The 22,291-nt window shown below is 60.4% G+C and carries 25 protein-coding genes, 1 pseudogene and 1 riboswitch; of the genes and pseudogenes, 11 read left to right on the top strand and 15 right to left on the bottom strand.

The genetic code is table 11. The features are described from left to right. Window positions 1-4 precede the first annotated feature (4 nt). The 4 genes from ACYZUM_RS21150 to ACYZUM_RS21135 all read right to left on the bottom strand — a co-directional run bounded on the left by ACYZUM_RS21150 (window position 5) and on the right by ACYZUM_RS21135 (window position 3,233). Window positions 5-946: a MerR family transcriptional regulator gene (locus tag ACYZUM_RS21150; RefSeq protein ID WP_041072446.1), complete on the bottom strand. Its 942-nt coding sequence runs from the start codon at window positions 944-946 to the stop codon at window positions 5-7. Next, a complete protein-coding gene (locus ACYZUM_RS21145; protein WP_041072444.1) occupies window positions 946-1,908 on the bottom strand; it encodes a YbgA family protein in 963 nt (320 codons plus the stop codon). Before ACYZUM_RS21145 ends, ACYZUM_RS21150 begins: the two co-directional genes overlap by 1 nt. A gap of 126 nt (window positions 1,909-2,034) precedes the next feature. Beyond that, the gene (locus ACYZUM_RS21140; RefSeq protein WP_473061181.1) at window positions 2,035-2,250 is read right to left on the bottom strand and encodes a TIGR02450 family Trp-rich protein; all 216 of its coding nucleotides are present in this window, start codon (window positions 2,248-2,250) and stop codon (window positions 2,035-2,037) included. Further along, the gene (locus ACYZUM_RS21135) at window positions 2,247-3,233 is read right to left on the bottom strand and encodes an NAD(P)/FAD-dependent oxidoreductase (protein WP_047296478.1); all 987 of its coding nucleotides are present in this window, start codon (window positions 3,231-3,233) and stop codon (window positions 2,247-2,249) included. The genes ACYZUM_RS21140 and ACYZUM_RS21135 overlap by 4 nt, the downstream gene beginning before the upstream one ends. Before the next feature lie 197 nt (window positions 3,234-3,430). On the opposite strand from ACYZUM_RS21135, the gene ACYZUM_RS21130 reads away from it, so the two are divergent. Further along, window positions 3,431-4,333, top strand: coding sequence for a TIGR01777 family oxidoreductase (locus tag ACYZUM_RS21130; RefSeq protein WP_086791607.1), 903 nt, complete (start codon window positions 3,431-3,433; stop codon window positions 4,331-4,333). Between the two features lie 13 nt (window positions 4,334-4,346). Further along, a complete protein-coding gene (gene hemH / locus ACYZUM_RS21125) occupies window positions 4,347-5,372 on the top strand; it encodes a ferrochelatase (RefSeq protein ID WP_473061180.1) in 1,026 nt (341 codons plus the stop codon). A gap of 111 nt (window positions 5,373-5,483) precedes the next feature. On the opposite strand, the gene ACYZUM_RS21120 is transcribed toward hemH, so the two are convergent. Together ACYZUM_RS21120 and upp are read right to left on the bottom strand one after the other, a co-directional pair. Further along, window positions 5,484-6,758, bottom strand: a complete 1,275-nt coding sequence (locus ACYZUM_RS21120; protein WP_007951684.1) for a uracil-xanthine permease family protein — start codon at window positions 6,756-6,758, stop codon at window positions 5,484-5,486. A 2-nt stretch (window positions 6,759-6,760) separates the two neighbouring features. Then, on the bottom strand, window positions 6,761-7,399 hold the full coding sequence (gene upp / locus ACYZUM_RS21115; protein WP_041072432.1) for a uracil phosphoribosyltransferase: 639 nt from the start codon (window positions 7,397-7,399) through the stop codon (window positions 6,761-6,763). 162 nt (window positions 7,400-7,561) lie between these two features. Between upp and ACYZUM_RS21110 the strand changes: the two genes are divergently transcribed. The 3 genes from ACYZUM_RS21110 to ACYZUM_RS21100 all read left to right on the top strand — a co-directional run bounded on the left by ACYZUM_RS21110 (window position 7,562) and on the right by ACYZUM_RS21100 (window position 9,091). Then, window positions 7,562-8,119 (top strand): hypoxanthine-guanine phosphoribosyltransferase, encoded by a 558-nt coding sequence (locus ACYZUM_RS21110; protein WP_041072430.1) that lies wholly within the window; start codon window positions 7,562-7,564, stop codon window positions 8,117-8,119. 135 nt (window positions 8,120-8,254) lie between these two features. Next, complete coding sequence (locus tag ACYZUM_RS21105) at window positions 8,255-8,740, top strand: hypothetical protein (protein WP_473061179.1); 486 nt, start codon at window positions 8,255-8,257, stop codon at window positions 8,738-8,740. 63 nt (window positions 8,741-8,803) lie between these two features. Beyond that, a complete protein-coding gene (locus tag ACYZUM_RS21100) occupies window positions 8,804-9,091 on the top strand; it encodes a PA4642 family protein (RefSeq protein ID WP_222018409.1) in 288 nt (95 codons plus the stop codon). A 161-nt stretch (window positions 9,092-9,252) separates the two neighbouring features. Here the strand turns inward: ACYZUM_RS21100 and mqo are convergent, their stop codons facing one another. Both mqo and ACYZUM_RS21090 read right to left on the bottom strand, forming a co-directional pair. Beyond that, window positions 9,253-10,761 carry a malate dehydrogenase (quinone) gene (gene mqo, locus ACYZUM_RS21095; protein WP_041072424.1) on the bottom strand — a complete coding sequence of 503 codons (1,509 nt, stop codon included), beginning with the start codon at window positions 10,759-10,761 and terminating at the stop codon, window positions 9,253-9,255. Window positions 10,762-11,469: 708 nt separating this feature from the next. Further along, entirely contained in the window at window positions 11,470-11,703 is a 234-nt protein-coding gene (locus tag ACYZUM_RS21090) for a hypothetical protein (protein ID WP_041072422.1), read from the bottom strand. Between the two features lie 203 nt (window positions 11,704-11,906). On the opposite strand from ACYZUM_RS21090, the gene ACYZUM_RS21085 reads away from it, so the two are divergent. Continuing rightward, entirely contained in the window at window positions 11,907-12,491 is a 585-nt protein-coding gene (locus ACYZUM_RS21085; protein ID WP_025109324.1) for a YajG family lipoprotein, read from the top strand. 179 nt (window positions 12,492-12,670) lie between these two features. On the opposite strand, the gene ACYZUM_RS21080 is transcribed toward ACYZUM_RS21085, so the two are convergent. Then, window positions 12,671-12,877, bottom strand: coding sequence for a hypothetical protein (locus tag ACYZUM_RS21080; RefSeq protein WP_027612213.1), 207 nt, complete (start codon window positions 12,875-12,877; stop codon window positions 12,671-12,673). Window positions 12,878-13,071: 194 nt separating this feature from the next. Between ACYZUM_RS21080 and ACYZUM_RS21075 the strand changes: the two genes are divergently transcribed. After that, window positions 13,072-13,350, top strand: coding sequence for a hypothetical protein (locus ACYZUM_RS21075; RefSeq protein ID WP_007967709.1), 279 nt, complete (start codon window positions 13,072-13,074; stop codon window positions 13,348-13,350). Between the two features lie 92 nt (window positions 13,351-13,442). Here the strand turns inward: ACYZUM_RS21075 and ACYZUM_RS21070 are convergent, their stop codons facing one another. Continuing rightward, window positions 13,443-14,606: a 1-acyl-sn-glycerol-3-phosphate acyltransferase gene (locus ACYZUM_RS21070; protein WP_179294961.1), complete on the bottom strand. Its 1,164-nt coding sequence runs from the start codon at window positions 14,604-14,606 to the stop codon at window positions 13,443-13,445. A gap of 142 nt (window positions 14,607-14,748) precedes the next feature. On the opposite strand from ACYZUM_RS21070, the gene ACYZUM_RS21065 reads away from it, so the two are divergent. The 3 genes from ACYZUM_RS21065 to ACYZUM_RS21055 are packed head-to-tail and all read left to right on the top strand — an operon-like array spanning window position 14,749 to window position 15,861. Next, complete coding sequence (locus ACYZUM_RS21065; protein ID WP_020799766.1) at window positions 14,749-14,931, top strand: CPXCG motif-containing cysteine-rich protein; 183 nt, start codon at window positions 14,749-14,751, stop codon at window positions 14,929-14,931. Window positions 14,932-14,940: 9 nt separating this feature from the next. After that, entirely contained in the window at window positions 14,941-15,201 is a 261-nt protein-coding gene (locus ACYZUM_RS21060; protein WP_473061178.1) for a putative signal transducing protein, read from the top strand. A gap of 36 nt (window positions 15,202-15,237) precedes the next feature. Continuing rightward, window positions 15,238-15,861: an SOS response-associated peptidase gene (locus tag ACYZUM_RS21055; protein ID WP_473061177.1), complete on the top strand. Its 624-nt coding sequence runs from the start codon at window positions 15,238-15,240 to the stop codon at window positions 15,859-15,861. An 87-nt stretch (window positions 15,862-15,948) separates the two neighbouring features. Here the strand turns inward: ACYZUM_RS21055 and ACYZUM_RS21050 are convergent, their stop codons facing one another. Further along, entirely contained in the window at window positions 15,949-16,692 is a 744-nt protein-coding gene (locus tag ACYZUM_RS21050; RefSeq protein ID WP_371260437.1) for a methyl-accepting chemotaxis protein, read from the bottom strand. Between the two features lie 111 nt (window positions 16,693-16,803). Next, window positions 16,804-17,001 (bottom strand): annotated as a pseudogene (locus tag ACYZUM_RS21045) (HAMP domain-containing protein); the annotation flags it as partial. 1,352 nt (window positions 17,002-18,353) lie between these two features. Here ACYZUM_RS21045 and ACYZUM_RS21040 point away from each other — a divergent pair. Further along, the gene (locus ACYZUM_RS21040) at window positions 18,354-19,172 is read left to right on the top strand and encodes a M48 family metallopeptidase (protein ID WP_025109318.1); all 819 of its coding nucleotides are present in this window, start codon (window positions 18,354-18,356) and stop codon (window positions 19,170-19,172) included. Window positions 19,173-19,295: 123 nt separating this feature from the next. On the opposite strand, the gene ACYZUM_RS21035 is transcribed toward ACYZUM_RS21040, so the two are convergent. The 3 genes from ACYZUM_RS21035 to ACYZUM_RS21025 all read right to left on the bottom strand — a co-directional run bounded on the left by ACYZUM_RS21035 (window position 19,296) and on the right by ACYZUM_RS21025 (window position 22,129). After that, the gene (locus ACYZUM_RS21035; RefSeq protein ID WP_473061176.1) at window positions 19,296-19,880 is read right to left on the bottom strand and encodes a TMEM165/GDT1 family protein; all 585 of its coding nucleotides are present in this window, start codon (window positions 19,878-19,880) and stop codon (window positions 19,296-19,298) included. Between the two features lie 72 nt (window positions 19,881-19,952). Continuing rightward, window positions 19,953-20,092, bottom strand: a riboswitch (yybP-ykoY riboswitch). A 39-nt stretch (window positions 20,093-20,131) separates the two neighbouring features. Next, window positions 20,132-21,130 carry a class I SAM-dependent methyltransferase gene (locus ACYZUM_RS21030; RefSeq protein ID WP_003228088.1) on the bottom strand — a complete coding sequence of 333 codons (999 nt, stop codon included), beginning with the start codon at window positions 21,128-21,130 and terminating at the stop codon, window positions 20,132-20,134. A 33-nt stretch (window positions 21,131-21,163) separates the two neighbouring features. Then, a complete protein-coding gene (locus ACYZUM_RS21025; protein WP_473061175.1) occupies window positions 21,164-22,129 on the bottom strand; it encodes a 2-hydroxyacid dehydrogenase in 966 nt (321 codons plus the stop codon). Window positions 22,130-22,291: the final 162 nt, after the last annotated feature.

Below are 22,291 nucleotides of genomic sequence, written 5' to 3'. Positions count from 1 at the left end.
TCCATTAAATCAGCCCACGCTGAACGAGTACCTGATGGGCCGAGAGCGAATCTTCGGCCAGGATCAAATCAGCGATCTCAAGGGTTCTTACGGACAACTCGGTCTGGTGGATGCATACCGTTGGTCCGACGAGCATTTTTGCCGCGCTGATGCCGTTCAGCAGTTTCGGCAACTGCGCCAGGTTCATTGCCTTGCTGGAATACAGCAGCACTCCTCGCGCTTGCAGATGATCGACCGCCAGCGCCAGTTCTCCGGCCGGAAGAGGCCAGTCGAACACTTGTACCGGGCAGTCGGCACTGCTGATCAGCCACGCGCAGAGCCACAGGTGTGGTTCCAGCGCCAGATCCGAGTGATTGATCAGCAGCAGCGGTGCAGCGTGCAATTGCCGATTGTTATGGTAGATGCGTGCGCCGAATTTGCTGCGCAACCACGAATAAAAGAACACACGTTCCATCTGCGCACCGAACTGTCCTTGCCAGCGCTGTTCGAGTTCGGCCAGCAGCGGCAGGAGTAATTGCTCGCACAGCGTGCGTGGCGGGTACAGGGCCATGGCCTGGTTGATGCTGTCGTCGAGATTGCGCTCATTGAGCTGGATGACGGCGCCGAGCAAGGACTGACGCTGTCGTTGCCAGTCGTTCTCCACCGTCTCGGTAAAAGCTTGCGGCGCGTCGAGCAACGGTTTGACCTGACTGACCGCCACGCCTCGGTTGAGCCAGGTCAGAATGGTCAGAATGCGTTGCACATGTTCGCTGGAATACAGGCGATGGCCCTTGGGCGTGCGCTGCGGCACGATCAACCCGTAACGGCGCTCCCAGGCGCGCAGGGTAATGGCGTTGACGCCGGTCTGCCGCGCCACTTCGCGGATGGGTAGCCAGCCCTCGTCGAGGGCTTTCTTGAAGTCCGCACCGAGGTCTTCCCGGGCGCTGCTGTCGAGTGTGTCGTTCATCAAATGGCGTTTCGCAGGCTGAGGTTTTCCGGATGCGGCTGCAGGTACACCTGTTGCGCGATGTACGGATCCGGGTGTTGGCGAAAATGATGTTTGAGCAAGGTCAGCGGCACCACCAGCGGCACGATGCCGTGACGGTACTGGCCGATGACATGTTGCATTTCCTGTTTGTCTTCAGGGCTGATCGCCTGTTTCAGATAGCCGCTGATGTGCTGCAGGACGTTGCTGTGGGTGCGGCGGGTCGCGCATTTCTTCAACGCGCTCATCAGCTCGCTGAAATAGCGCGGGCCGAGTTCGACCGGATCGGTCTGGGCCATGTTGCCCAGCAATTTGCCCAAGGCTTTGTATTGCTCAGGGTTGTGCGCCATCAACAGGTATTTGTAGCGCGAGTGGAATTCGGTCAGTGCGCGGCGGCTCAAGCCTTGTTTGAGCACTTGTTGCCAGGCGCTGTAGGCGAGTACGCGGGTGATGAAGTTTTCCCGCAGCACCGGATCGTTCAGGCGTCCGGCTTCTTCTACCGGCAGATCCGGGTGCTGCGCACAGAACGCCTGAGCGTAGATGCCACGGCCACCGCCGTTCACCGGCGCGCCGTTGGCGTGATAGACCTTGACCCGCTCCAGACCGCACGAAGGCGACTGCTGCATGAAGATATAGCCGCAGATGTCATTGAGCTCGCCGGCCATTTTCTGCCCGTAGGCCGCCAGCGGTTCGGTGACATTGATCTGCGGGTTGACGGTGCCGACCGCTTCAGGAGCGTCCGGATCCCCGACCAGGCGGATCGGCTCGCGAGGAATGCCCAGTCCTATCGCGACTTCAGGACAAACCGGGACGAATTCGAAATGCTCGGCGAGGGTGCGGCTGCACAGCCGCGATTCCTTGTGCCCGCCGTTGTAGCGCACTTCGGCGCCCATCAGGCAGGCGCTGATGGCGATTTTGGGCCGCAAAGCAGAAAGATCGGACATGCACACCTCGAATCTATTCCTGTACAGGTATTTATTTCTGTACAACTTTTCCTCAGCATAGATTCATGCGTGTACAAGTCAACTCATTTGTATAAGTTTTTCAGGTTTAACGCTCCCACCGGGAAATCATTTCCAGCCGGGTAACCAGTGAGTGTTGTCTTTAAGCGTCTGCCAACCGAGGCGTTCGGCGCGCTTGGTCAGCACCGCCTGCAACTCGATCTCCAGCACCGTACCTTCCTCATCACGGAACAGCTCGGTGACCAGAAAATGCTTTTCACGGTTTTGCGGGTGGGCTGCTGTCCACTTCGAGAGCAGCAGCTTTTGCGGATTGATGCGGTTCATTGCAGGTGTTCGTGCAAACGGCGTGCAGCTTCCTGGCCGCTGAGCCAGGCCCCCTCGACGCGCCCCGACAGGCACCAGTCGCCGCAGGCATACAAGCCCAGATCGGCGTCGGCCAGCGTGCCCCATTCGTGGCCGGTCGCAGGGCGCGCGTAGAGCCAGCGGTGGGCGAGGCTGAAGGTCGGCGCGGGCATGGCGCTGTGCAGCAGTTCGGCGAAGGCACCGTGCAGTTGCTCGATCACCGCTTCCTTGGGCAGGTCGATGTGTTGCCGGCTCCAGGCGCTGCTGGCGTGCAGCACCCAGGTGTCGCACGTCGTGTCACGTCCCGGTTTGCTGCGGTTGCGTGCCAGCCAGTCGAGCGGGCTGTCCTGCACAAAGCAACCTTCGATCGGTGTGTCCAGTGGCGTATCGAAGGCGAGGGCGACGGCCCAGGTCGGGTCCATTTTCACCCCGGCGGCCGCGCCGGCGAGTTTCGGTGCGGCGGCCAGCAATGCGGTGGCTTGCGGCGCCGGGGTGGCGATCACCACGTGGCTGAAGGGGCCATGGGTGAAGCCTTCGGCGTCCTGCAGATGCCAATGTTCTTCGCCGCGAAACACCTCGGTGATGCGGCAGGCAAAGTGCACTTCCAGGCCATTGAGCAAGCCGCGGGTGATGGCGCTCATGCGCGGCGTGCCGACCCAACGGGTCTGCTCGTCCGGCGACAGATTCAATTGCCCGCCCTGACAGGTGTAGAGCTGCGGTTGCCATTCGGCGACCCAGCCCTGGCTCTGCCAGCGCTGCACCTCGGTGACGAAACGCCGGTCGCGGGCGGTGAAATATTGCGCGCCCATGTCCAGAGAACCGGCGTCGCTGCGTTTGCTCGACATGCGCCCGCCGCTGCCGCGGCTTTTGTCGAAGAGCTGGACGGTGTGTCCGGCCTCTGTCAGCGCTTGCGCGGCGGAGAGTCCGGCGATGCCGGTGCCGATGATTGCGATAGGTACAGTCATAGGGGCCTCGTTTACCTTTCTGTACAGACTACGCCGTCAATGAAACCTGTACAATTTTGTTTTTTGGTATAACTTCTAGCGTTCTCGTTCTGACAGCTTGGCCTATGGTTAAACAATAGAGCCTGCCCGATAGAAAAGATCCCTGCTTATAAAAATAGACTAGTGATCCGGGTAAAACGCCACGCGAGGAAGATGTCATGCGCATATTGCTGACCGGCGGTACTGGTTTGATCGGACGTCAGCTCTGTCAGTATTGGTCCAGGCAAGGCCATCAACTGACGGTGTGGAGTCGGCGTCCGGAGAAAGTCGCGCAGATCTGCGGTGCGCAGGTGCGTGGTATTGCCCGTCTCGAAGACTTCGGCAACGAGCCACTGGACGCAATCGTCAATCTGGCTGGAGCACCGATCGCGGATCGGCCATGGACCCATCGGCGCAAAGCGTTGTTGTGGAGCAGCCGCATCACCCTGACTGAAACCCTGCTGGCCTGGCTGGAAACACGACAACAGAAACCGGCGTTGTTGATTTCCGGTTCTGCAGTCGGTTGGTACGGTGACGGCGGTGAGCGCGAGCTGACCGAGGATTCACCGCCGGTGATCGACGATTTTGCCAGCCAGTTGTGCATTGCCTGGGAGGAAACCGCGCAGCGTGCCGAAGCGTTGGGCGTGCGCGTGGTGCTGGTACGAACCGGGCTGGTGCTATCAGCCGAGGGCGGCTTTTTATCGCGGCTGTTGCTGCCGTTCAAGCTTGGGCTGGGCGGGCCTTTGGGCAATGGTCGGCAGTGGATGCCATGGATTCATATTGATGATCAAATCGCCCTGATTGATTTTCTTCTGCACCGCGATCAGGCGAGCGGTCCTTATAATGCCTGCGCACCGAAACCGGTGCGCAATCGCGAGTTTGCCAAGACGCTGGGCAGCGTGCTGCATCGTCCGGCGTTCATGCCGATGCCGGCCCTGGCGCTGAAGGTCGGGCTTGGCGAAATGTCTTTGCTGTTGCTGGGTGGCCAACGGGCCATGCCGGCACGCTTGCTGGAAGCGGGTTTCACTTTCCAGTTCACGGATTTGCGCGCGGCTCTGGATGATCTCTCCGGCCGCCTTTGAAATAGGACGATGCATGACCGATCACGCCTTGCTTCTGGTCAACCTGGGCTCCCCGGCCTCCACTTCGGTGGCCGATGTACGCAGCTACCTCAATCAATTTCTGATGGACCCGTACGTGATCGACCTGCCGTGGCCGGTGCGGCGGCTGTTGGTGTCGCTGATCCTGATCAAGCGCCCCGAACAATCGGCCCATGCCTACGCGTCGATCTGGTGGGAGGAGGGCTCGCCGCTGGTGGTGCTCAGCCGTCGTCTGCAGCAGCAGATGACCACCCGGTGGACCCATGGCCCGGTGGATCTGGCCATGCGTTACGGCGAGCCGTCGATTGAAACGAAATTGCTGCAACTGGTCGCCGCCGGGCACAAGCGCATTACGCTGGCGCCGCTTTATCCACAGTTCGCCGACAGCACCACCACCACGGTGATCGAAGAAGCCAAGCGGGTGATTCGCGAGAACAGACTCGACGTGAAACTGTCGGTGCTGCAACCGTTTTACGATCAGCCGGAATACCTCGATGCACTGGTCGCCAGTGCCCAACCGCACTTGCAGCAGGATTACGATCACTTGCTGCTGAGCTTCCATGGCTTGCCAGAGCGGCACCTGACCAAGCTCGATCCGACGGGCAATCACTGCCTCAAAAACGAAGACTGCTGCAAGAATGCCTCGCCGGCTGTACTGGCCACCTGTTACCGCGCCCAGTGCCTACGCACCGCCGCCGAGTTCGCCAGGCGTGCGGGCATTGCCGATGGCAAATGGTCGGTGTCGTTTCAGTCGCGTCTGGGGCGGGCGAAGTGGATCGAACCCTACACTGAAGCGCGGCTGGATGAGTTGGCGAAAAGCGGCGTGAAAAAGATGCTGGTGATGTGCCCGGCGTTTGTCGCCGATTGCATCGAGACGCTGGAAGAGATCGGGGATCGCGGCCAGGAACAGTTCCGTGAGGCGGGGGGCGAGGAGCTGGTGCTGGTGCCGTGCCTGAATGACGACCCGCAATGGGCGAAGGCGTTGGCAATCCTGTGTGAAAGAGCGCCGTTGGCCCTCTGAAAGCATCGCGAGCAGGCTCGCTCCCACAGGGGATCTTCAGCGCACCGAAGATCAATGTGGGAGCGAGCCTGCTCGCGAAAGCTATCTGTCAGACAATAAAGATCTAAAGCCTTAGATCAGCGGCTCATCCGCCTTCTTGTGCTTCCAGCTGTCATTGCCCGGCAGGATCAGGTTCAGCGCAATCGCCACCACCGCGCACAACGCGATGCCTTTGAGGCCGAAGTCGTCCGGGCCAGTGCCGGTGCCGACCAGCACACCGCCGATGCCGAACACCAGGGTCACCGAGACGATCACCAGATTGCGTGCCTCACCGAGGTCGATCTTGTGACGGATCAGGGTGTTCATCCCCACTGCGGCAATCGAGCCGAACAGCAGGCACAGAATTCCGCCCATCACCGGCACTGGAATGCTTTGCAGCAGCGCGCCGAACTTGCCGATGAACGCCAGCGTGATGGCGAAGATCGCCGCCCAGGTCATGATTTTCGGGTTGTAGTTCTTGGTCAGCATCACCGCGCCGGTCACTTCGGCATAGGTGGTGTTCGGTGGGCCGCCAAACAGGCCGGCGGCCGTGGTGGCGATGCCGTCACCCAGCAAGGTGCGATGCAGGCCCGGCTTCTTCAGGTAGTCACGACCGGTCACGCTGCCCACGGCAATGACGCCGCCGATGTGCTCGATGGCCGGCGCCAGCGCCACCGGAACGATGAACAGGATCGCCTGCCAGTTGAACTCGGGTGCCGTGAAGTGCGGCAGGGCGAACCATGGCGCGGCAGCAATCTTCGCGGTATCGACCACGCCGAAATAGAACGACATGGCAAAACCGACCAGCACCCCGGAAATGATCGGCACCAGGCGGAAAATGCCTTTGCCGAACACCGCCACGATCAACGTGGTCAGCAGCGCCGGCATCGAGATCATCATCGCGGTCTGGTAATGGATCAGCTCGGAACCGTCACCCGCCTTGCCCATTGCCATGTTCGCGGCAATCGGCGCCATCGCCAGGCCGATGGAAATGATCACCGGACCAATCACTACCGGTGGCAGCAGACGGTCAATGAAACCGGTGCCTTTGATCTTCACGGCAAGGCCGAGGAAGGTATAGACGAAACCGGCCGCCATCACGCCGCCCATGGTCGCGGCGAGGCCGAACTGGCCCTTGGCGAGAATGATCGGAGTGATGAAGGCAAAGCTCGACGCGAGGAACACCGGCACCTGACGCCCGGTGACGATCTGGAACAGGATCGTCCCCAGACCTGCGGTAAACAGTGCCACGTTCGGGTCAAGACCCGTGATCAGCGGCATCAGCACCAGGGCGCCGAAAGCCACGAACAGCATCTGGGCACCGGACAGCACCGTGCGCCAGAGCGGATCGTTGAACTCTTGCTGCATGTTTACGCGTCCTTCTGCTTGGTGCCGAAGATCTTGTCACCGGCGTCGCCAAGCCCAGGGATGATGTAACCGTGCTCGTTCAAGCGCTCATCGATGGACGCGGTGTAGATGGTCACGTCCGGGTGAGCCTTTTCTACGGCAGCAATGCCTTCCGGCGCGGCGACCAGCACCATTGCGCGGATGTCCTTGCAGCCGGCTTTCTTCAGCAGGTCGATGGTCGCGACCATGGAGCTGCCGGTGGCGAGCATCGGGTCGATGATCATCGCCAGCCGTTCGTCGATTTCCGGAACCAGTTTTTCCAGGTAGGTGTGCGCTTGCAGGGTTTCTTCGTTGCGGGCGACGCCCACTGCGGAAACCTTGGCGCCCGGGATCAGACTCAGCACGCCTTCGAGCATGCCGATGCCGGCGCGCAGGATCGGCACGACGGTGATCTTCTTGCCGGCGATTTTCTCCACCGACACGGTGCCGCACCAACCTGGAATATCGTAGGTTTCCAGGGGCAGGTCTTTGGTAGCTTCATAGGTCAACAGGGCGCCGACTTCCTGAGCAAGCTCACGGAAATTCTTGGTGCTGATGTCAGCGCGGCGCATCAGGCCGAGTTTATGGCGGATCAGCGGATGGCGGATCTCGAGGATGGGCATGGAAAAACTCCGGCGGCGGGCAAAAAAACCGGCCTAGATTAATCTATCCGAGGGTGATGTCCTATAGGACATTGAGTACGTTAGTCCATTAACGCTTGATTCGACCTCGCGGGATGCGTACCTTTGCCCGCTTTTCCAATTCCGCCACCCCTGGAGAGCGCCATGTCCGCTGATCTCGAGCATATCCGTCAAATCATGCGAGAGGCTGACTGCCTGTACACCGAAGCTGAAGTCGAGGCCGCCATCGCCCGCGTCGGTGCACACATCAACGAACAACTGGCCGACAGCAACCCGGTGGTGTTCTGCGTGATGAACGGCGGCCTGATCTTCTCCGGCAAACTGCTGACTCATCTGCAGTTCCCGCTGGAAGCCTCCTACCTGCACGCCACTCGTTATCGCAACGAAACCAGCGGGGGCGACCTGTTCTGGAAAGCCAAGCCGGAAGTCTCGTTCATCGACCGCGACGTGCTGATCATCGACGACATCCTCGACGAAGGTCACACCCTGGGCGCGATCATCGACTTCTGCAAACACGCCGGCGCGCGCAAAGTGCACACCGCCGTGCTGATCGACAAGGACCACGACCGCAAGGCGCGTCCTGACCTGAAGGCAGACTTCGTCGGCCTGCCGTGCGTTGACCGCTACATCTTCGGTTACGGCATGGACTACAAAGGCTACTGGCGCAACGCCAACGGGATCTTTGCCGTTAAAGGCATGTAAGCAAGATCAAAAGATCGCAGCCTTCGGCGGCTCCTACAGGGGGATTGATGTACACCCTGTAGGAGCTGCCGAAGGCTGCGATCTTTTGCTTTTAATCCCATGCTAGAGTGCTCGGCCTCGCCCCCGGAGCCTGTCATGAGCCTTCTGATCCGCAGCTTTGCCGCCCTGTTGCTGACCCTCAGCCTGCCTCTGGCCGCCGCCCCGGCGCCGATGCACAGTCAGTTTCTACCTCCGGACGACCTGACCCTGCGTGATGCCGAACCCGAGCAGCAACAACTGCTGCAGGTCACCGATTATTCGGTGGTGATCGGTGCGCAACGCCAGTCCAATCAGCAGCCGATTCCGGTGACCTCACCGCTGATGATCCGCCTCAAGGGCAAGTCGCTGAACAAGGGCGCGACCATCACCCAGGTGCTGGTCAATTTCGATGGCGAAAGCAAAAGCCTGAAAAAACCGGTTTATGACGACAAGAGCAAGACCCTGACCCTGTTCTACCCGCTGGCCCAATACCGGGTGGTGGTCGATCTGCTGCGCAACGACACCGTGTATGTACAGTTCCTCAGTTACGCCAACGGCCACATCTGGGCCGATCTGCACACCGGGGCCGTTCGTGCGCGTTGAGCCTTGTGGCTGGGCAGGGGTAAACTGCCCGCCCCGTGTAATGTCTGCGAGCTGGAGTCGGCAATGCGTAAAGATAAGAAACAGGTGATTGGTGACGAGATCGGCGATGAGCAGATCAAGCTGTTCCTCGATTTTGAGCCGGTCGACGCCACTTCGCCGTCGCTGCACAAACTGATCAAGGCCTACCGTGGCCTGCGCATCGACGATTTCGAGCGTTTCCTGACGTTCTTCGTGGCTGCCGGTTATGACGTGGATGGCAAGGACGAGCACGGTCAGACGTTTGTTGATTTGATCAAGGACCAGCGTAACGCGGCCGAGTACATCGAGCTGATCGACAAGGCTCGCGGTTAAGATCAAAAGACAAGATCAAAAGATCGCAGCCTTCGGCAGCTCCTACACTGGATTTGTGTTTACCCTGTAGGAGCTGCCGCAGGCTGCGATCTTTTGCTTTTCAGGGTCAATAAAAAACGCCCCGCACTCACTGAGTACGGGGCGTTTTTCATGCCGCAAGATCAAGCGAAGCTTGGGGTCTCGCTGCTTTCTTCAACCAGTTCCAGGGCGATGTTGTTCTGCGTGTTGATCTTGCGATACAGCGCAGCATCGGTTTCCAGAACCTTTTCACGGGCCGGGAAGATTTCCGCCAGTTTGGCTGCCCACTCACCCTTGGCCTTGGCCGGGAAGCATTTCTCGATCAGCTCGAGCATGATCGAAACGGTCACCGAAGCGCCTGGCGAAGCGCCGAGCAGGGCGGCGAGGGAGCCGTCCTTGGCCGCGACCAGCTCGGTACCGAATTGCAGGATGCCGCCCTTTTTCGGGTCTTTCTTGATGATCTGTACCCGTTGGCCGGCCACTTCCAGGCGCCAGTCCTCGGCTTTCGCCTCCGGGTAGAAGCGGCGCAGGGAGTCCAGACGCTGCTCCATCGATTGCATCACTTCGCTGACCAGGTACTTGGTCAGGTCCATGTTGTTTTTCGCCACTGCCAGCATCGGCCCGATGTTGCCGGCGCGAACCGACAGTGGCAGGTCCATGAAGGAGCCGTGCTTGAGGAACTTGGTGGTGAAACCGGCGTATGGCCCGAACAGCAGGGATTTCTTGCCGTCGACCACGCGGGTGTCCAGGTGCGGCACGGACATGGGTGGCGAACCCACCGCGGCCTGGCTGTAGACCTTGGCCTGGTGGTGTTTGACCACTTCCGGGTTATCGCAACGCAGCCACTGGCCACTGATCGGGAAGCCGCCGAAGCCTTTGCTTTCCTCGATGCCCGAAGCCTGCAGCAGCGGCAGGGCCGCGCCACCGGCGCCGAGGAAGACGAATTTGGCATCGACTTCACGGCTGTTGCCGCTGTTGACGTCCTTGATGCTGACGGTCCAGCCGGCGCCGTTACGCTTGAGGCCGGTCACGCGCTTGCAGTATTTGACCTGGGTGTCCGGTGCGCTGGTCAGGTGCTTGAGCAACTGATTGGTCAGGGCGCCGAAGTTGACGTCGGTGCCGTTCATCACGCGGGTCGCGGCCAGGACTTCGTCCGGCGAACGGCCCGGCATCATCAGCGGCATCCACTCGGCCATCTTGGCCTTGTCTTCGGTGTATTCCATGTCGGCGAAGGCGTGGTGCTTGTGCAGCACGTTGAAGCGTTCCTTGAGGAACGACACGCCTTTGTCACCCTGGACGAAGCTCAGGTGCGGCACCGGGCTGATGAAGGACTTGCACGAGCCGAAGGTGCCTTTTTTGGTCAGGTACGACCAGAACTGCTTGGACACTTCGAACTGGGTGTTGATGTGCACGGCTTTCTTGATGTCGACGCTGCCGTCGGCGGCCTGCGGCGTGTAGTTCAGCTCGCACAGACCGGCGTGGCCGGTACCGGCGTTGTTCCACGGGTTGGAACTCTCCGCGGCCCCGGAATCCATCAACTCGACGACTTCCAGCTTGATCGTCGGGTCGAGTTCTTTGAGCAGTACTGCCAGGGTGGCACTCATGATGCCGGCCCCAACCAGAACTACGTCGACTGCTTCGTTATGCGCCATTTAACGCGTCTCCAAAATCTGCAGCACCAAATTGTCGGCATGGCTGCCAGGGAGTGGCGGGGCAGGTCAGTTAAGCCCCGGATAACCCATGGTCAGGTTCGTCATGTCCGAATCTTCGCAATTTTTCGCAACTTCGACGGATGCATGCGGCCTGGCTTCAAGAGTTGCATGAACTCATTTCAGCACGCGGCTGGCAATTCGACTTATGGTCGAGACATCCGTTTTGTGCAACCAAATCCGTAGCGGACAGGCTTCAGGCTCCGATGTTCGAGGTTTCCCCGGTCCTGTGTCGTTGGGCTGTTACAGACGCTAATGGTGCATGTTCAGACGCAAAACTATTCATTTGCTCGCCACACTCTTGTGAAGTTGTGAAAACCCGTTTTTTTCACGCTCTTTTGAAGACGTGAACCTCAAAAAAGGGCTGTCCAGGCCTGGCACCGTGCCCGCAAAGGCAAAACAACGCGGTGGCCGAGCGTATGACAGCTCTGCAGATTCGCGAAAAGCGGGGGTTTTGCCGGAAGAACAGGCAAGCGCGCCAACTTCACTCGATCTGTGTGGGCGGCTCTCTGTGGGCGATTTTGATGGCGAATGCAGGGCATTGCCGGTGTTGCGGGGCCCGATCAGGAGACGTCCTTATAATCGGGGGGAGATTGTATCGAAGAAATGCGGGCAGTTGGTCGAGTTTAATGACTTTTATTAGGCATCCGGTCAGATGCTCAACATCGCCTGGGCACGTGCGCGAGGCTGTTGCTCGATGACCCGGGCGCTGGCGGGCAGCGGCTGGTGCAACCAGTTGAGGCGGATTTCTTCGATTTCCACCCAGCCGTCGCCCATTGGCTTGAGGCTGCACTGTTTGAAGGCCTGGCAGTGGCCGTTGCGATCCAGCAGGGCGAAGCTGCGGTGCAGCGGACGTGGAGCGAACAACGAGATCAGATAACGCATGGCAAGTACCTTGTTGGGGACTGGTTTGAAGCTTGCCAGGCGGCCGTGACGCCAAGGTGTATGGGCGGTGAATAATCTGTGACAGGAACCGCATTCTCTCGGCTGGGTCAGACATTTGAGTATTCACCGTCGAGTGCTGGTGACCCGCAGTGGCCCACCGCTATACTGCCGGCCTGTTTGTGCCTGATTCTGGAGAAAAGAGCATGTTGCAACGCCTGTTGTTCGGTTTGATCACTGTGACCAGTTTGACCCTGGTTGGCTGCGCCCACAGCCCGCAACAACTGAGCCCGGAACCGAAGCTGACCACGCAGTTGGCCCCGGTCGGCCATGGCCAGCAAGTGGTGGTGCGCGTGGTTGACGGTCGTCCGTCGCCAACCCTCGGCACCCGTGGCGGCCTGTACCCGGAAACCAGCGCCATTACTGTACAGCGCGAGCAGATCCTGCCGAAGTTGCAGGCCCAGGCTGAAGCCGCCGTGCGTCTGCTGGGCTTTACCCCGACCAGCAACGCGATGAATGCGCCGCAACTGACTGTGACCCTGACCGAGCTCAAGTACCAGTCGCCGAAAGAAGGCATGTACGTGACCGAGGCCACCATCGGCGCGACCTTCCGTTCCGACGTGCAGAGCGGCAACCGTCGTTACAGCGGCCGCTACGGTGCTTCGCTGGACCAGCGTTTCGGCATGGCGCCGAACCAGGAAACCAACACCAAGCTGGTCAGCGACGTGTTGAGCGACGCCTTGACTCGCCTGTTCAAGGACCCGACCGTGGGTCAGATCCTCGCCGAGTAAGCTGTTCGGCTGATGTGAAAAAGCCCGGTGCCAGTGATGGCGCCGGGCTTTTTCATGCCTGCAGGAAGACGCTAATCCCCTGTAGGAGCTGCCGAAGGCTGCGATCTTTTGACTTTGATTTTTAAAACAACATCAAAAGATCGCAGCCTGCGGCAGCTCCTACAGGGGGGCGATGGTGTTCAGGCGGCCTGGGAGTAGAAGTCGAGAACGCTCACTCCGGTCAGCAGGTCAGTCTCCGGCAAATCCGCATGCTGATGCCCGCCGAGGGCGCAATACACCAGCCAGTGGCGATCCTGAACATTGAAGGCGAGGCTGCCGACGAGGCTTTGTTGTTCGTCGGTCGGGGTGATGAGGTACAGGCGATCCTGGTTTTCGGCGTGCAGCATGTCGCGTTCCATGTGTGTTTCGAGGCGCGCATGGTGGCCGATGTAAATGACGATGCCGTGACACAGGGCAGCCATCGGTCGATTGTCAGGTTATTTGTCGCAAAGGGTAGGGCGGTGGCGGAGTGTTTCGGTAGAATCCGCGCCGCAGTCGTCGATCGGGCGCCTGCCACACCGATTCAGTTCCGAGGTCTGTGATGTCGCTGCACTTGATGACGCTGTTTACCGCCCATCCCGCCAAATTGATCAACCTGCTGGCGTTGGCTCTGGCTTTCCCGGGCAGTTGGCTGCTGCATGCGACTCGCCGTCGTGAACAACGCGCCATGGCCAGCATCGCCGCGCAACGCCAGGCTCAACCGAATGCCGAACCGATTCTGGATTGGGCGACCTTGCGCATGAACCGCTTTTTCTACCGCTTCGGTTTTGCCTGCCTCGGCCTGGCCCTGATCGTCTCCTGGATCAGCACGCGCTTCTGAAAGCAAAAGATCGCAGCCTGCGGCAGCTCCTACAGGGTGTATATCATTCCCCTGTAGGAGCTGCCGCAGGCTGCGATCTTTTGATCTTGCCGTTACAACGGTAACCCGGCCTTCACCCGGTACTGATTACGCACCGGCGTCGCATATTGCAGCACCAGATACGGACGGTGCTCCTCAGGGCAGGCGTCCAGACGGCTCTGCCATTCTTCCTGCGCCTTGGCCAGTTCGTCGGCGGGGAACAGCTCGGCAGCCTTCGGCACGTTCAGTTGCGGATCGGCATCGGCCCACTGCGCGTATGCCAGGTAATGCACCGGGAACAGGCGATAACCGCCGAGAATCTGCTTGTCCATCTCGACCGCCAATTGCTTGGTGTCTTCGAACAGCTCGGTGATTGGCGCGGCGAAGTTCACGTGCACCCGGCCCTTGTAGCCCGTAATGCCCTTGGCAATGCTCACGTCATCCTCGCCCGGCGCCTTGGCGTAGGTGCCGGTGGTAGCGCGGATGTACAGCTCGCGGGCCTTGGCCTGGTCGCACGGGTCGTATTCGTAACTGATCGACACCGGAGTCAGGTTCAGCGACTGGATCACTTCGCCGAACGGCTCGTCCTTGCGGCTCATGTGGAACATCTTGAGGATCGCCGACTCGGTACGGTCGTCGCCGTCCTTGGCCCGGCCTTCGGCCTGCGCGATCCAGATCGAGGCGCAATCGTTGCGGATCGAGTGGTTGATGTACGCTGACAGTAATTGATACGCCGCCATCTTCTCGCGGCGCCCGGTGATCGAACGGTGCACGATGAAGCTCTTGTTCAGGCGCATCAGATCGCTGACAAAAGGCTTTTGCAGCAGGTTGTCGCCGATTGCGATGCGCGGCGTCGGCAGGCCGGCGTGGTACACCGCATAGTTGACGAAGGCCGGGTCCATCACGATATCGCGGTGGTTGGCGATAAACAGATAAGCGCTGCCGGACTTGAATTGCTCGACACCCGTGTAGGTCACGCCGTCGGTGGCGCGCTCGATGGTGTGGTCGACGTAGGACTCGATCTTGTCCTGCAACGTCGCCACCGAGGTCACGCTGGCGAACTCACGACGCAGCCGATGGGCTATAAGTGGTTTGAGCATCCAGCCGAAGGCACCGGCAAAACGCGGGAAGCGGAAGTGGGTGAGGATATCTAGAAACGCCTTGTCGCCGAGCAGTCTTGCCAGTACCACAGGTACTTCGCTGTCGTCGTAAGGTCGGATGGCATCGAATTCGCCCATCATGCTCTCTTGTTGGAAACGGCTAGGGTAAGTAAAGGTTTTGATCGAAAACCAACGGGGCACGGTCTGAAAAAGTAGCCAGACAAAAATAGCCCTGCAAATAGACCGGCGATTATACGCACAAGTCACCTGGGAGACCGCGATGCTGGAAAGCGCACTGTATGAATGTCCGTATTGTGGTGAAGAGGTAGAGACGACAGTGGACTTGTCCGGCGGCGATCAGACCTACATCGAGGACTGTCAGGTGTGTTGTCGACCGATTACGTTTGTCTTGCAGGTGCATGGCGAGGACTGGTTTCTGGAAGTGTTCAGTGAAAACGAATGAGGGGCGCCCATGCAGCGAATCTACGAGCCGGAAAACCTGATGGAAGGCGAGATGCTCAAGGGCATGCTCGCCAGCGAGGGCATCGAGGCGCACCTGGTGGGCCGGGATCTGCTCGGCGGCACGGGGGAGTTGCCGATTTTTGGCCTGCTGGGGTTGTCGGTCGATAACGATCAGGCCGAATACGCCCGCGAGCTGATCACCGCGTACAATGCCGCGCTGCCGCTGCCCGGCGATGAGCCGGAGAGCTTCCCCTGGACGCTGGTCTGTTAGGCTGACGTTCGTTTTATTGCTGAGTCGTGTTGCCCCATGTGTGGACGTTATGCCCTGTTTCGCTGGAACCGCGACTTCGCGGCCCTGCCCGGATTTCCCGCCGATCAGCAGGCGCAGTGGAATATTTCTCCCAATGATTCGGTGTTGATGCTGCGCGCCGAGGCCGACGGCCAACGCACGCTGGCCCGCGCCCGTTGGGGGCTGACGCCGCCGTGGCTGACCGATCTGTCGAAGACCCCGGCGCATGCCCGGGCGGAAACCGTCGCCGAACAACCGATGTTCCGTGAAGCGCTGCGCCTGCGTCGTTGCCTGCTGCCGGCCAACGGTTTCTACGAATGGCGCGGTAATCTGCGCAAGCGCCCGTACTGGCTGACGCCGGGTGAGGGTTCATCGCTGTTTTTCGCGGCGATCTGGGAGGCGTATCCGGTGCAGGAGCAGGTGTGGCTGAGCACCGCCGTCATCACGCAGCCGGCGGCCAGTCAGCGCCGACCGTTGATTCTCGATGAGTCGGGGCAGGCGGCCTGGCTCGATCCTGCGACGCCGCTGCATGTGCTGCAGGGCTTGCTCGCCAGTGAGCCGGCGGCATTGCGCGAGCGGGTGCTGGCGAATCTGGTGAATGATCCGAAGCTCAATGGACCGGAGTGTCTGACCCCGGGTTGATGTGAAAGCGAAAAGATCGCAGCCTGCGGCAGCTCCTGCATCGATCCTGTAGGAGCTGCCGCAGGCTGCGATCTTTTGACCTTGCTGTTAAACCTTGAACTGATTGATCAAGCGCCGCTGCTGCTCTGCCAGTTTGGTCAGGCCGGCACTCGCCGAACTCGACTCATCCGCACCGCCCGCCACTTCATTCGCTACCTGACCGATATTGATCACATTGCGGTTGATGTCATCCGCGACGGCGCTTTGCTCTTCAGCGGCACTGGCGATCTGCGTGTTCATGTCGTTGATCACCGACACCGCCTGAGTAATCGTCTCCAGCGCCTCGGCGGCTTTCGCCGCGTGCTGCACACTTTCGTCGGTGCGGTTCTGGCTGTCCTCCATGACCCGCACCACGTCGCGGGTGCCCTGTTGCAGTTGCTGGATCATGCTCTGGATTTCTTCGGTGGCCTTCTGGGTCTTCTGCGCCAGATTGCGCACCTCGTCCGCCACCACGGCAAAGCCGCGCCCCTGTTCACCGGCACGCGCCGCTTCGATCGCGGCGTTCAGCGCCAGCAGGTTGGTCTGCTCGGCGATCCCGCGAATGGCCGTCAGGATCGCGTTGATGTTTTCACTGTCCTTGGCCAGGGTCTGCACCACGCCCACGGCTTTGCCGATTTCCAGCGCCAGCGCACCAATCGAATTCGAGGTATCACGGACGATCTGCATGCCCTGGCCAGCGGCCTGATCCGCATGGCTGGCGGCTTGCGCCGCCTGGGTGGCGTTGCGCGCCACGTCTTGCGCAGTGGCGGTCATTTCCTGCACGGCAGTGGCGACCTGATCGATCTCGGCCATTTGTTTCTGAATGCCGATGTTGGTGCGAATGGCGATGTCGGCCGTGTGTTCGGAGGAATCGCTGACGCTCTGCACCGAGGTCACCACCTGCGTGATCATCGCCTGCAACTTGGCGAGGAAGGTGTTGAAGCCTTTGGCAATCGAGCCGAGTTCATCGCTGCGATCACTGCTCAGACGGCGGGTCAGATCGCCTTCACCTTTGGCAATGTCATCGAGCATGGCGACCATCTGCTTCAGGGGGCGGGCGATGCCGTGGCCCACCAGCCAGATCACCAGCAGGCCGATGCCGGCGATGATCAGACCGACCATGGCCATGCCGAAGGTGTCGGATTTGCGCTGGGCATCGAGGTCAGCCTGAAGTTTCTGCAGATCGGCCATTACCGCATTCAGCGGCAGTTGCAGCATCAGGGTCCAGCGCGCGTCGGTCTGGCCGATGCCGAATGGCAGGTACAACTCGATACGGCCCTTGTCCTTGTTGACGGAGTAGGTGACTTCGCCGCGTTTGAGATTGGCCATGTTGGCAATTTGTTCGGCGTCGAGAATGTCGCTGACCTTTTCACCGAATTTGCTCGGGTCCTGGGTGTAGGCCACGATCCGGCCGTTGCCGCCGATCAGGGCCATTTGCCCGGCGCCGCTGTACAGCTTCTGGTTGGCGGCGAGAAGCATGTCCTGAATGAAGTTCACCGACAGGTCGGCGCCGACGATGCCCTGGAATGCGCCGTTGAGCATGATCGGTTCAATGAACGAGGCGAGCATCACGACCTTGTCGCCGACCTTGTACGGCGCCGGATCGATCACGCAGGGCTTTTTCGTCTCCTTGGAGCAGAGGTAGTACTCACTGGCGCGTACCCCGGTGGACAGGGTTTTCTGATCGTCGACATCGGCCAGTTTGTCCACGCCCAGACTGCCGTCGGTATTGCGGAACCACCACGGCAGGAAGCGTCCGTTGGCAGGGTCGATACCGATCACGGCGCTGCCGACGTAGGCCGCGTCATTGTGATCCAGTGCGTTCTTTTCCCAACCGATGTAGGTACCGAGAATCTTCGGGTTCTGCTCGACGTTTTCCTTGATCAGGCTGATCAATTGCTCGCGGCTGATGCTCAGTCGCGGCTGGCCGTCGGCGCCCGGTGTACCGAGCAGCGCATTGACCCGCACCAGTCCGCCGGCAATCAGCAGCGGCGCTTCGAGTTCGCGCTGGATCTGGCTGACCTGGGTCTGCGCCAGCGAGGTCAGGCGCTGTTCGATGACCTGCTCAAACTGCACCTGGGTGCGCTGTTGCACCATGTCTTGAGTGCGGGCGCCGGAAAACAGCGCGTACAGCACCAGCGCGGCGACCACGCTGAGGACGATGGCGCCGGCCAGGGCGGCGACGGAAAACTGGATCGACTTGAACTTCATGGGAGCTCCGCACGCAAGAGGACGTCTGCGCTGTTGTATCGGCAGCAGGCATTGCGCCATGAGTGGCGAGCGGAACATTCGGCGGATGATGTCGCAAATGGATCGGTGCACGACGCAGCGGCAGCAGGCTGGGCGGTTGCTGTGAATTTTTTACGACAGCAGTCGTGGGAAATTTCCGAAAGACGCTGCAACACGTCTGTTGTATCTGGCGCCGATACAATTCACCCCCTAGGATACGCGGCAGGTTTTCAGGGAGCTTTTGAATGAACAAGACATTGGTTGTAAGTGCACTGAGCGCAGCGTTGTTGCTGGCCGGTTGTCAGTCGGTCAACACCACCAGCGGCGGAGCCGTGGGCGTGGAGCGCAAGCAGTACATGTTCAGCATGCTGTCCTCGCAAGAGGTCGACCAGATGTATGCCCAGTCCTATCAGAAGACCGTCGGCGAGGCGTCGAGCAAAGGCGTGCTGGACAAGACCAGCCCGGAGGCCAAGCGGGTTCAGGCGATTGCCAACCGGCTGATCGCCCAGGCACCGAATTTCCGCCCGGATGCCGCGCAGTGGCAATGGGAAGTCAATCTGATCAAGAGCGATGAGCTCAACGCCAACTGCGGCCCCGGCGGCAAGATCATTTTCTACACCGGGCTGATCGACAGCCTGAAGCTGACCGACGATGAAATCGCCGCCGTCATGGGCCACGAAATCGCCCACGCCCTGCGCGAGCACGGTCGTGAAGCGATGTCCAAGGCTTATGGCATTGAAATGGCCAAGCAGGGTGCCGGTGCGCTGTTCGGTCTGGGCCAGGACAGCCTGGCGCTGGCCGACACCGTGGCCAACTACGGCATGACCTTGCCCAACAGCCGCGCCAATGAAAACGAAGCCGATCTGATTGGCCTCGAACTGGCCGCGCGCGCCGGCTATAACCCGAATGCCGCGATCACCTTGTGGAACAAGATGAGCAAAGCCTCGGAAGGCGCACCGCCGGAATTCATGAGCACTCACCCGGCCTCGTCCAGCCGGATCGCTTCGTTGCAGGCGGCGATTCCAAAAGTCATGCCGCTGTACGAAAAAGCCCCTAAATCCTGATGGTTTTGCCGCAAGGCTGATGGCCCCTTCGCGAGCAGGCTCGCTCCCACCTTTGGAATGCATTCCACTGTGGGAGCGAGCCTGCTCGCGAAGAACGATAACTCGGTCTACCGACTTACGGGTTTAAATCCAGCCACTGCTCTGCATCGCCTTGTACACCGCAACGATCGCCAGAATGAAGAACGCCGAAGCCGCCAGGCGACGGATCAACGTCAGTGGCAATTTCTCCGCAGCAAAATTACCCGCCAATACCACTGGCACGTTGGCAATCAGCATGCCTGCCGTGGTGCCGATAATCACCAGCCACAGCTCAGGGTATTGCGCCGCCAGCATCACGGTGGCGATCTGGGTCTTGTCACCGATTTCCGCCAGGAAGAACGCGATCAGCGTGGTCAGGAAGGGCCCGAACTTGCGCGCGGTGCCGGCTTCATCGTCATCCATCTTGTCCGGGACCAGCGTCCACAGTGCAGTGGCGGCGAAGCTCGCGGCAAGAATCCAGTGCAGTACCGAATCGGAGAAGAAGCTGCCGAACCAGGCGCCGACCGCACCGGCTGCCGCGTGGTTGGCCAGGGTCGCGGCGACGATACCGGCAATGATCGGCCAGGGTTTGCGAAAGCGAGCGGCGAGAATCAGCGCGAGCAGTTGCGTCTTGTCGCCGATTTCGGCCAAGGCAACGATTGCGGTGGGAACGAGTAACGAGTCCAGCATCAGGATTTCCTAAGGGGCGGGTCGACACGGCTATGACACGTACAGCCTTCCCGCCCCGGGTAAGGTGTGCGTGTCATAGGTCTTGTCAAACCCTGCGATCCGTCTGATGCGGACGCTGAGGTCGCATACGCCATGATCTGAGGATCAAGTATGTTGACGTATGCCGGACGAGCGTGGCGCTCGTGGGAGACTACTCCCCTAGGACGGAGCGGATTCTGCCTAGGCAGAATCCATTCGGCAAGTGCTAATTTTCAGCCGCGCTTGGCCCGGTAAATCCGGAAACCATTGCCTTCGGCCTTGATCGCGCACACGCCCAGATGCTCTTCGATCAGTGGCTGATACTTCAGGAAGCTGTTCGCAACCAAGCGCAGTTCGCCGCCATTTTTCAGATGTTTGGCTGCTTTTCGCAGCAAGTTCTCGGTAGCGAAATAGTCCGTATGCACCCCGACATGGAACGGCGGGTTGCTCAGAATCGCGTTCAAACCCATGGGAGCAGCATCGATGCCGTCACCGGTCAGCACTTCGGCTTCCAGACCGTTGGCCGCCAAAGTAAGACGACTGCTGGCGGCGGCGAAGGCATCGACGTCGAGCAGGGTCACCTGATTGTGCGGATAACGCCGTTTGACCGCCGCGCCCAAAACCCCGGCGCCACAACCAAAATCCAGCAGATGACCACTCGGCAGTTTGTCCAGGTGCTCCAGCAGCAGCGCGCTGCCACGATCCAGTCGGCCATGACTGAACACGCCCGGCAGGCTGATGACTTTAAGCGGGCCTTCGGCCAGTGGCAGCTCGTAAGTCTGCGCCAGGCTTTCCAGCGATTTGGCTTCCGGCGCATTGGCCACGGTCACTTGCCACAGTTGGCAGTGACGGGCGCTGTCGAGTTTGCGCGGTTTGCCGAACGGGTTGAGTTGCTTGGACGCACCCTCGATGCCGCTGCGTTTTTCCCCGACCAGAAACACCTCGCGCCCGGGCAGACGTGCGGCCACCGCGTTGAGGATGTAATCGGTCAGGTCCTTGGACTTGGGCAAAAACACCACGGCGCTGTCGAACTCGCGCTCCGGCACGTTTACGCCGAAATGGCTGCGACCTTCGAAGCGCGCATCGAGAGCGGCCTGATCGCCGGCATGCCAGCACCAGCCGAACGCATTGGGCAGGCGCCCGAGCAGATCGTCGGCAGGCAAACCGGCCAACAACAGCGAACCCTGGAATAACTCGGCCTGACGAAGCAGTACTTCACTGCGCGGATCCATAACTGCTCCTTGGAAAAAAAGTGCCGCAGTTTATCAACTGACGACCCGCAGCGCTTTACCGCTGAAGAATGCCTGGGCGTTTTCGGTCAATTGGCCGACGATGCGTTGCCGCGCTTCGCGACTGCCCCAGGCGTTGTGCGGAGTGACGATCAGCCGTGGAATGTCGGCGGCCAGCAGCGGATTGCCGTTGACCGGCGGTTCGACGCTGAGCACATCGGTCGCCGCACCGCCGAGGTGACCGTTGCGCAGGGCATCGGCCAAGGCTTGCTCGTCGATCAAACCACCGCGAGCGGTGTTGACCACAAAGGCGCCGGGGTTCATCGCCGCCAGCTCGCGGGCGCCGATGAAGTGCCGGGTGTGTTCGTTGAGCGGACAGTGCAGGGTCAGGGCGTCGATCTGCGGCAGCAATTCGTTCAGCGGCAGACGGTCCGGCCGCGCCGGGCGGCCGGGAATCTGCCCGAGCAACACACGCATGCCAAACGCTTCGGCCAGCCTTGCGACCGCGCCGCCGAGCTCACCGTGACCAAGCAGGCCAAGGGTTTTGCCCTCCAGTTCGACAATCGGGTAGTCCAGCAGGCAGAACTGTCTGGCTTGCTGCCAGCGACCATCGCCGACGGCTTTTTGATAATCGGCCAAGCGGGTGGCGAGGTTGAGCAGCAACATGATCGTGTGCTGCGCCACCGACGGCGTGCCGTAACCCTGACAGTTGCACACGGTGATGCCGTGGGCGCGGGCCGCGTCCAGATCAACGTTGTTGGTGCCGGTGGCGGTGATCAGGATCAGTTGCAGATCCGGATTGGCGGCCATCGCGGCGGCGTCGATGCGGATCTTGTTGGTGATCGCCACGCGGGCACCGTGCAGGCGTTCGGCGACTTGTTCCGGTGCGGTCTGGGCGAACAGTTGCAGGTCGCTGAAGCAGGCGCGCAACGGGCTGAGGTCAAGATCGCCGAGATCCAGTGACGGGTGATCGAGGAATACGGCGCGGCGCGGGTTCGTCATCAACTGTACCTTTTGTGCTTGGAACGGAAGGCGTAATCTGCCGAGCCTACCAGATGAAACAATTGGTTACGCACAGCACCCGCAATACCCTGTGGCGAGGGAGCTTGCTCCCGCTGGGCTGCGAAGCAGACCCAAACCCATTCACCGTACTGTGTCAGGCAC

The sequence above is a fragment of the Pseudomonas sp. m6p genome (assembly GCF_055760375.1).
Note: the sequence above shows the minus strand (reverse complement) of the source record. Positions and strands in the feature narration are given on the sequence as shown.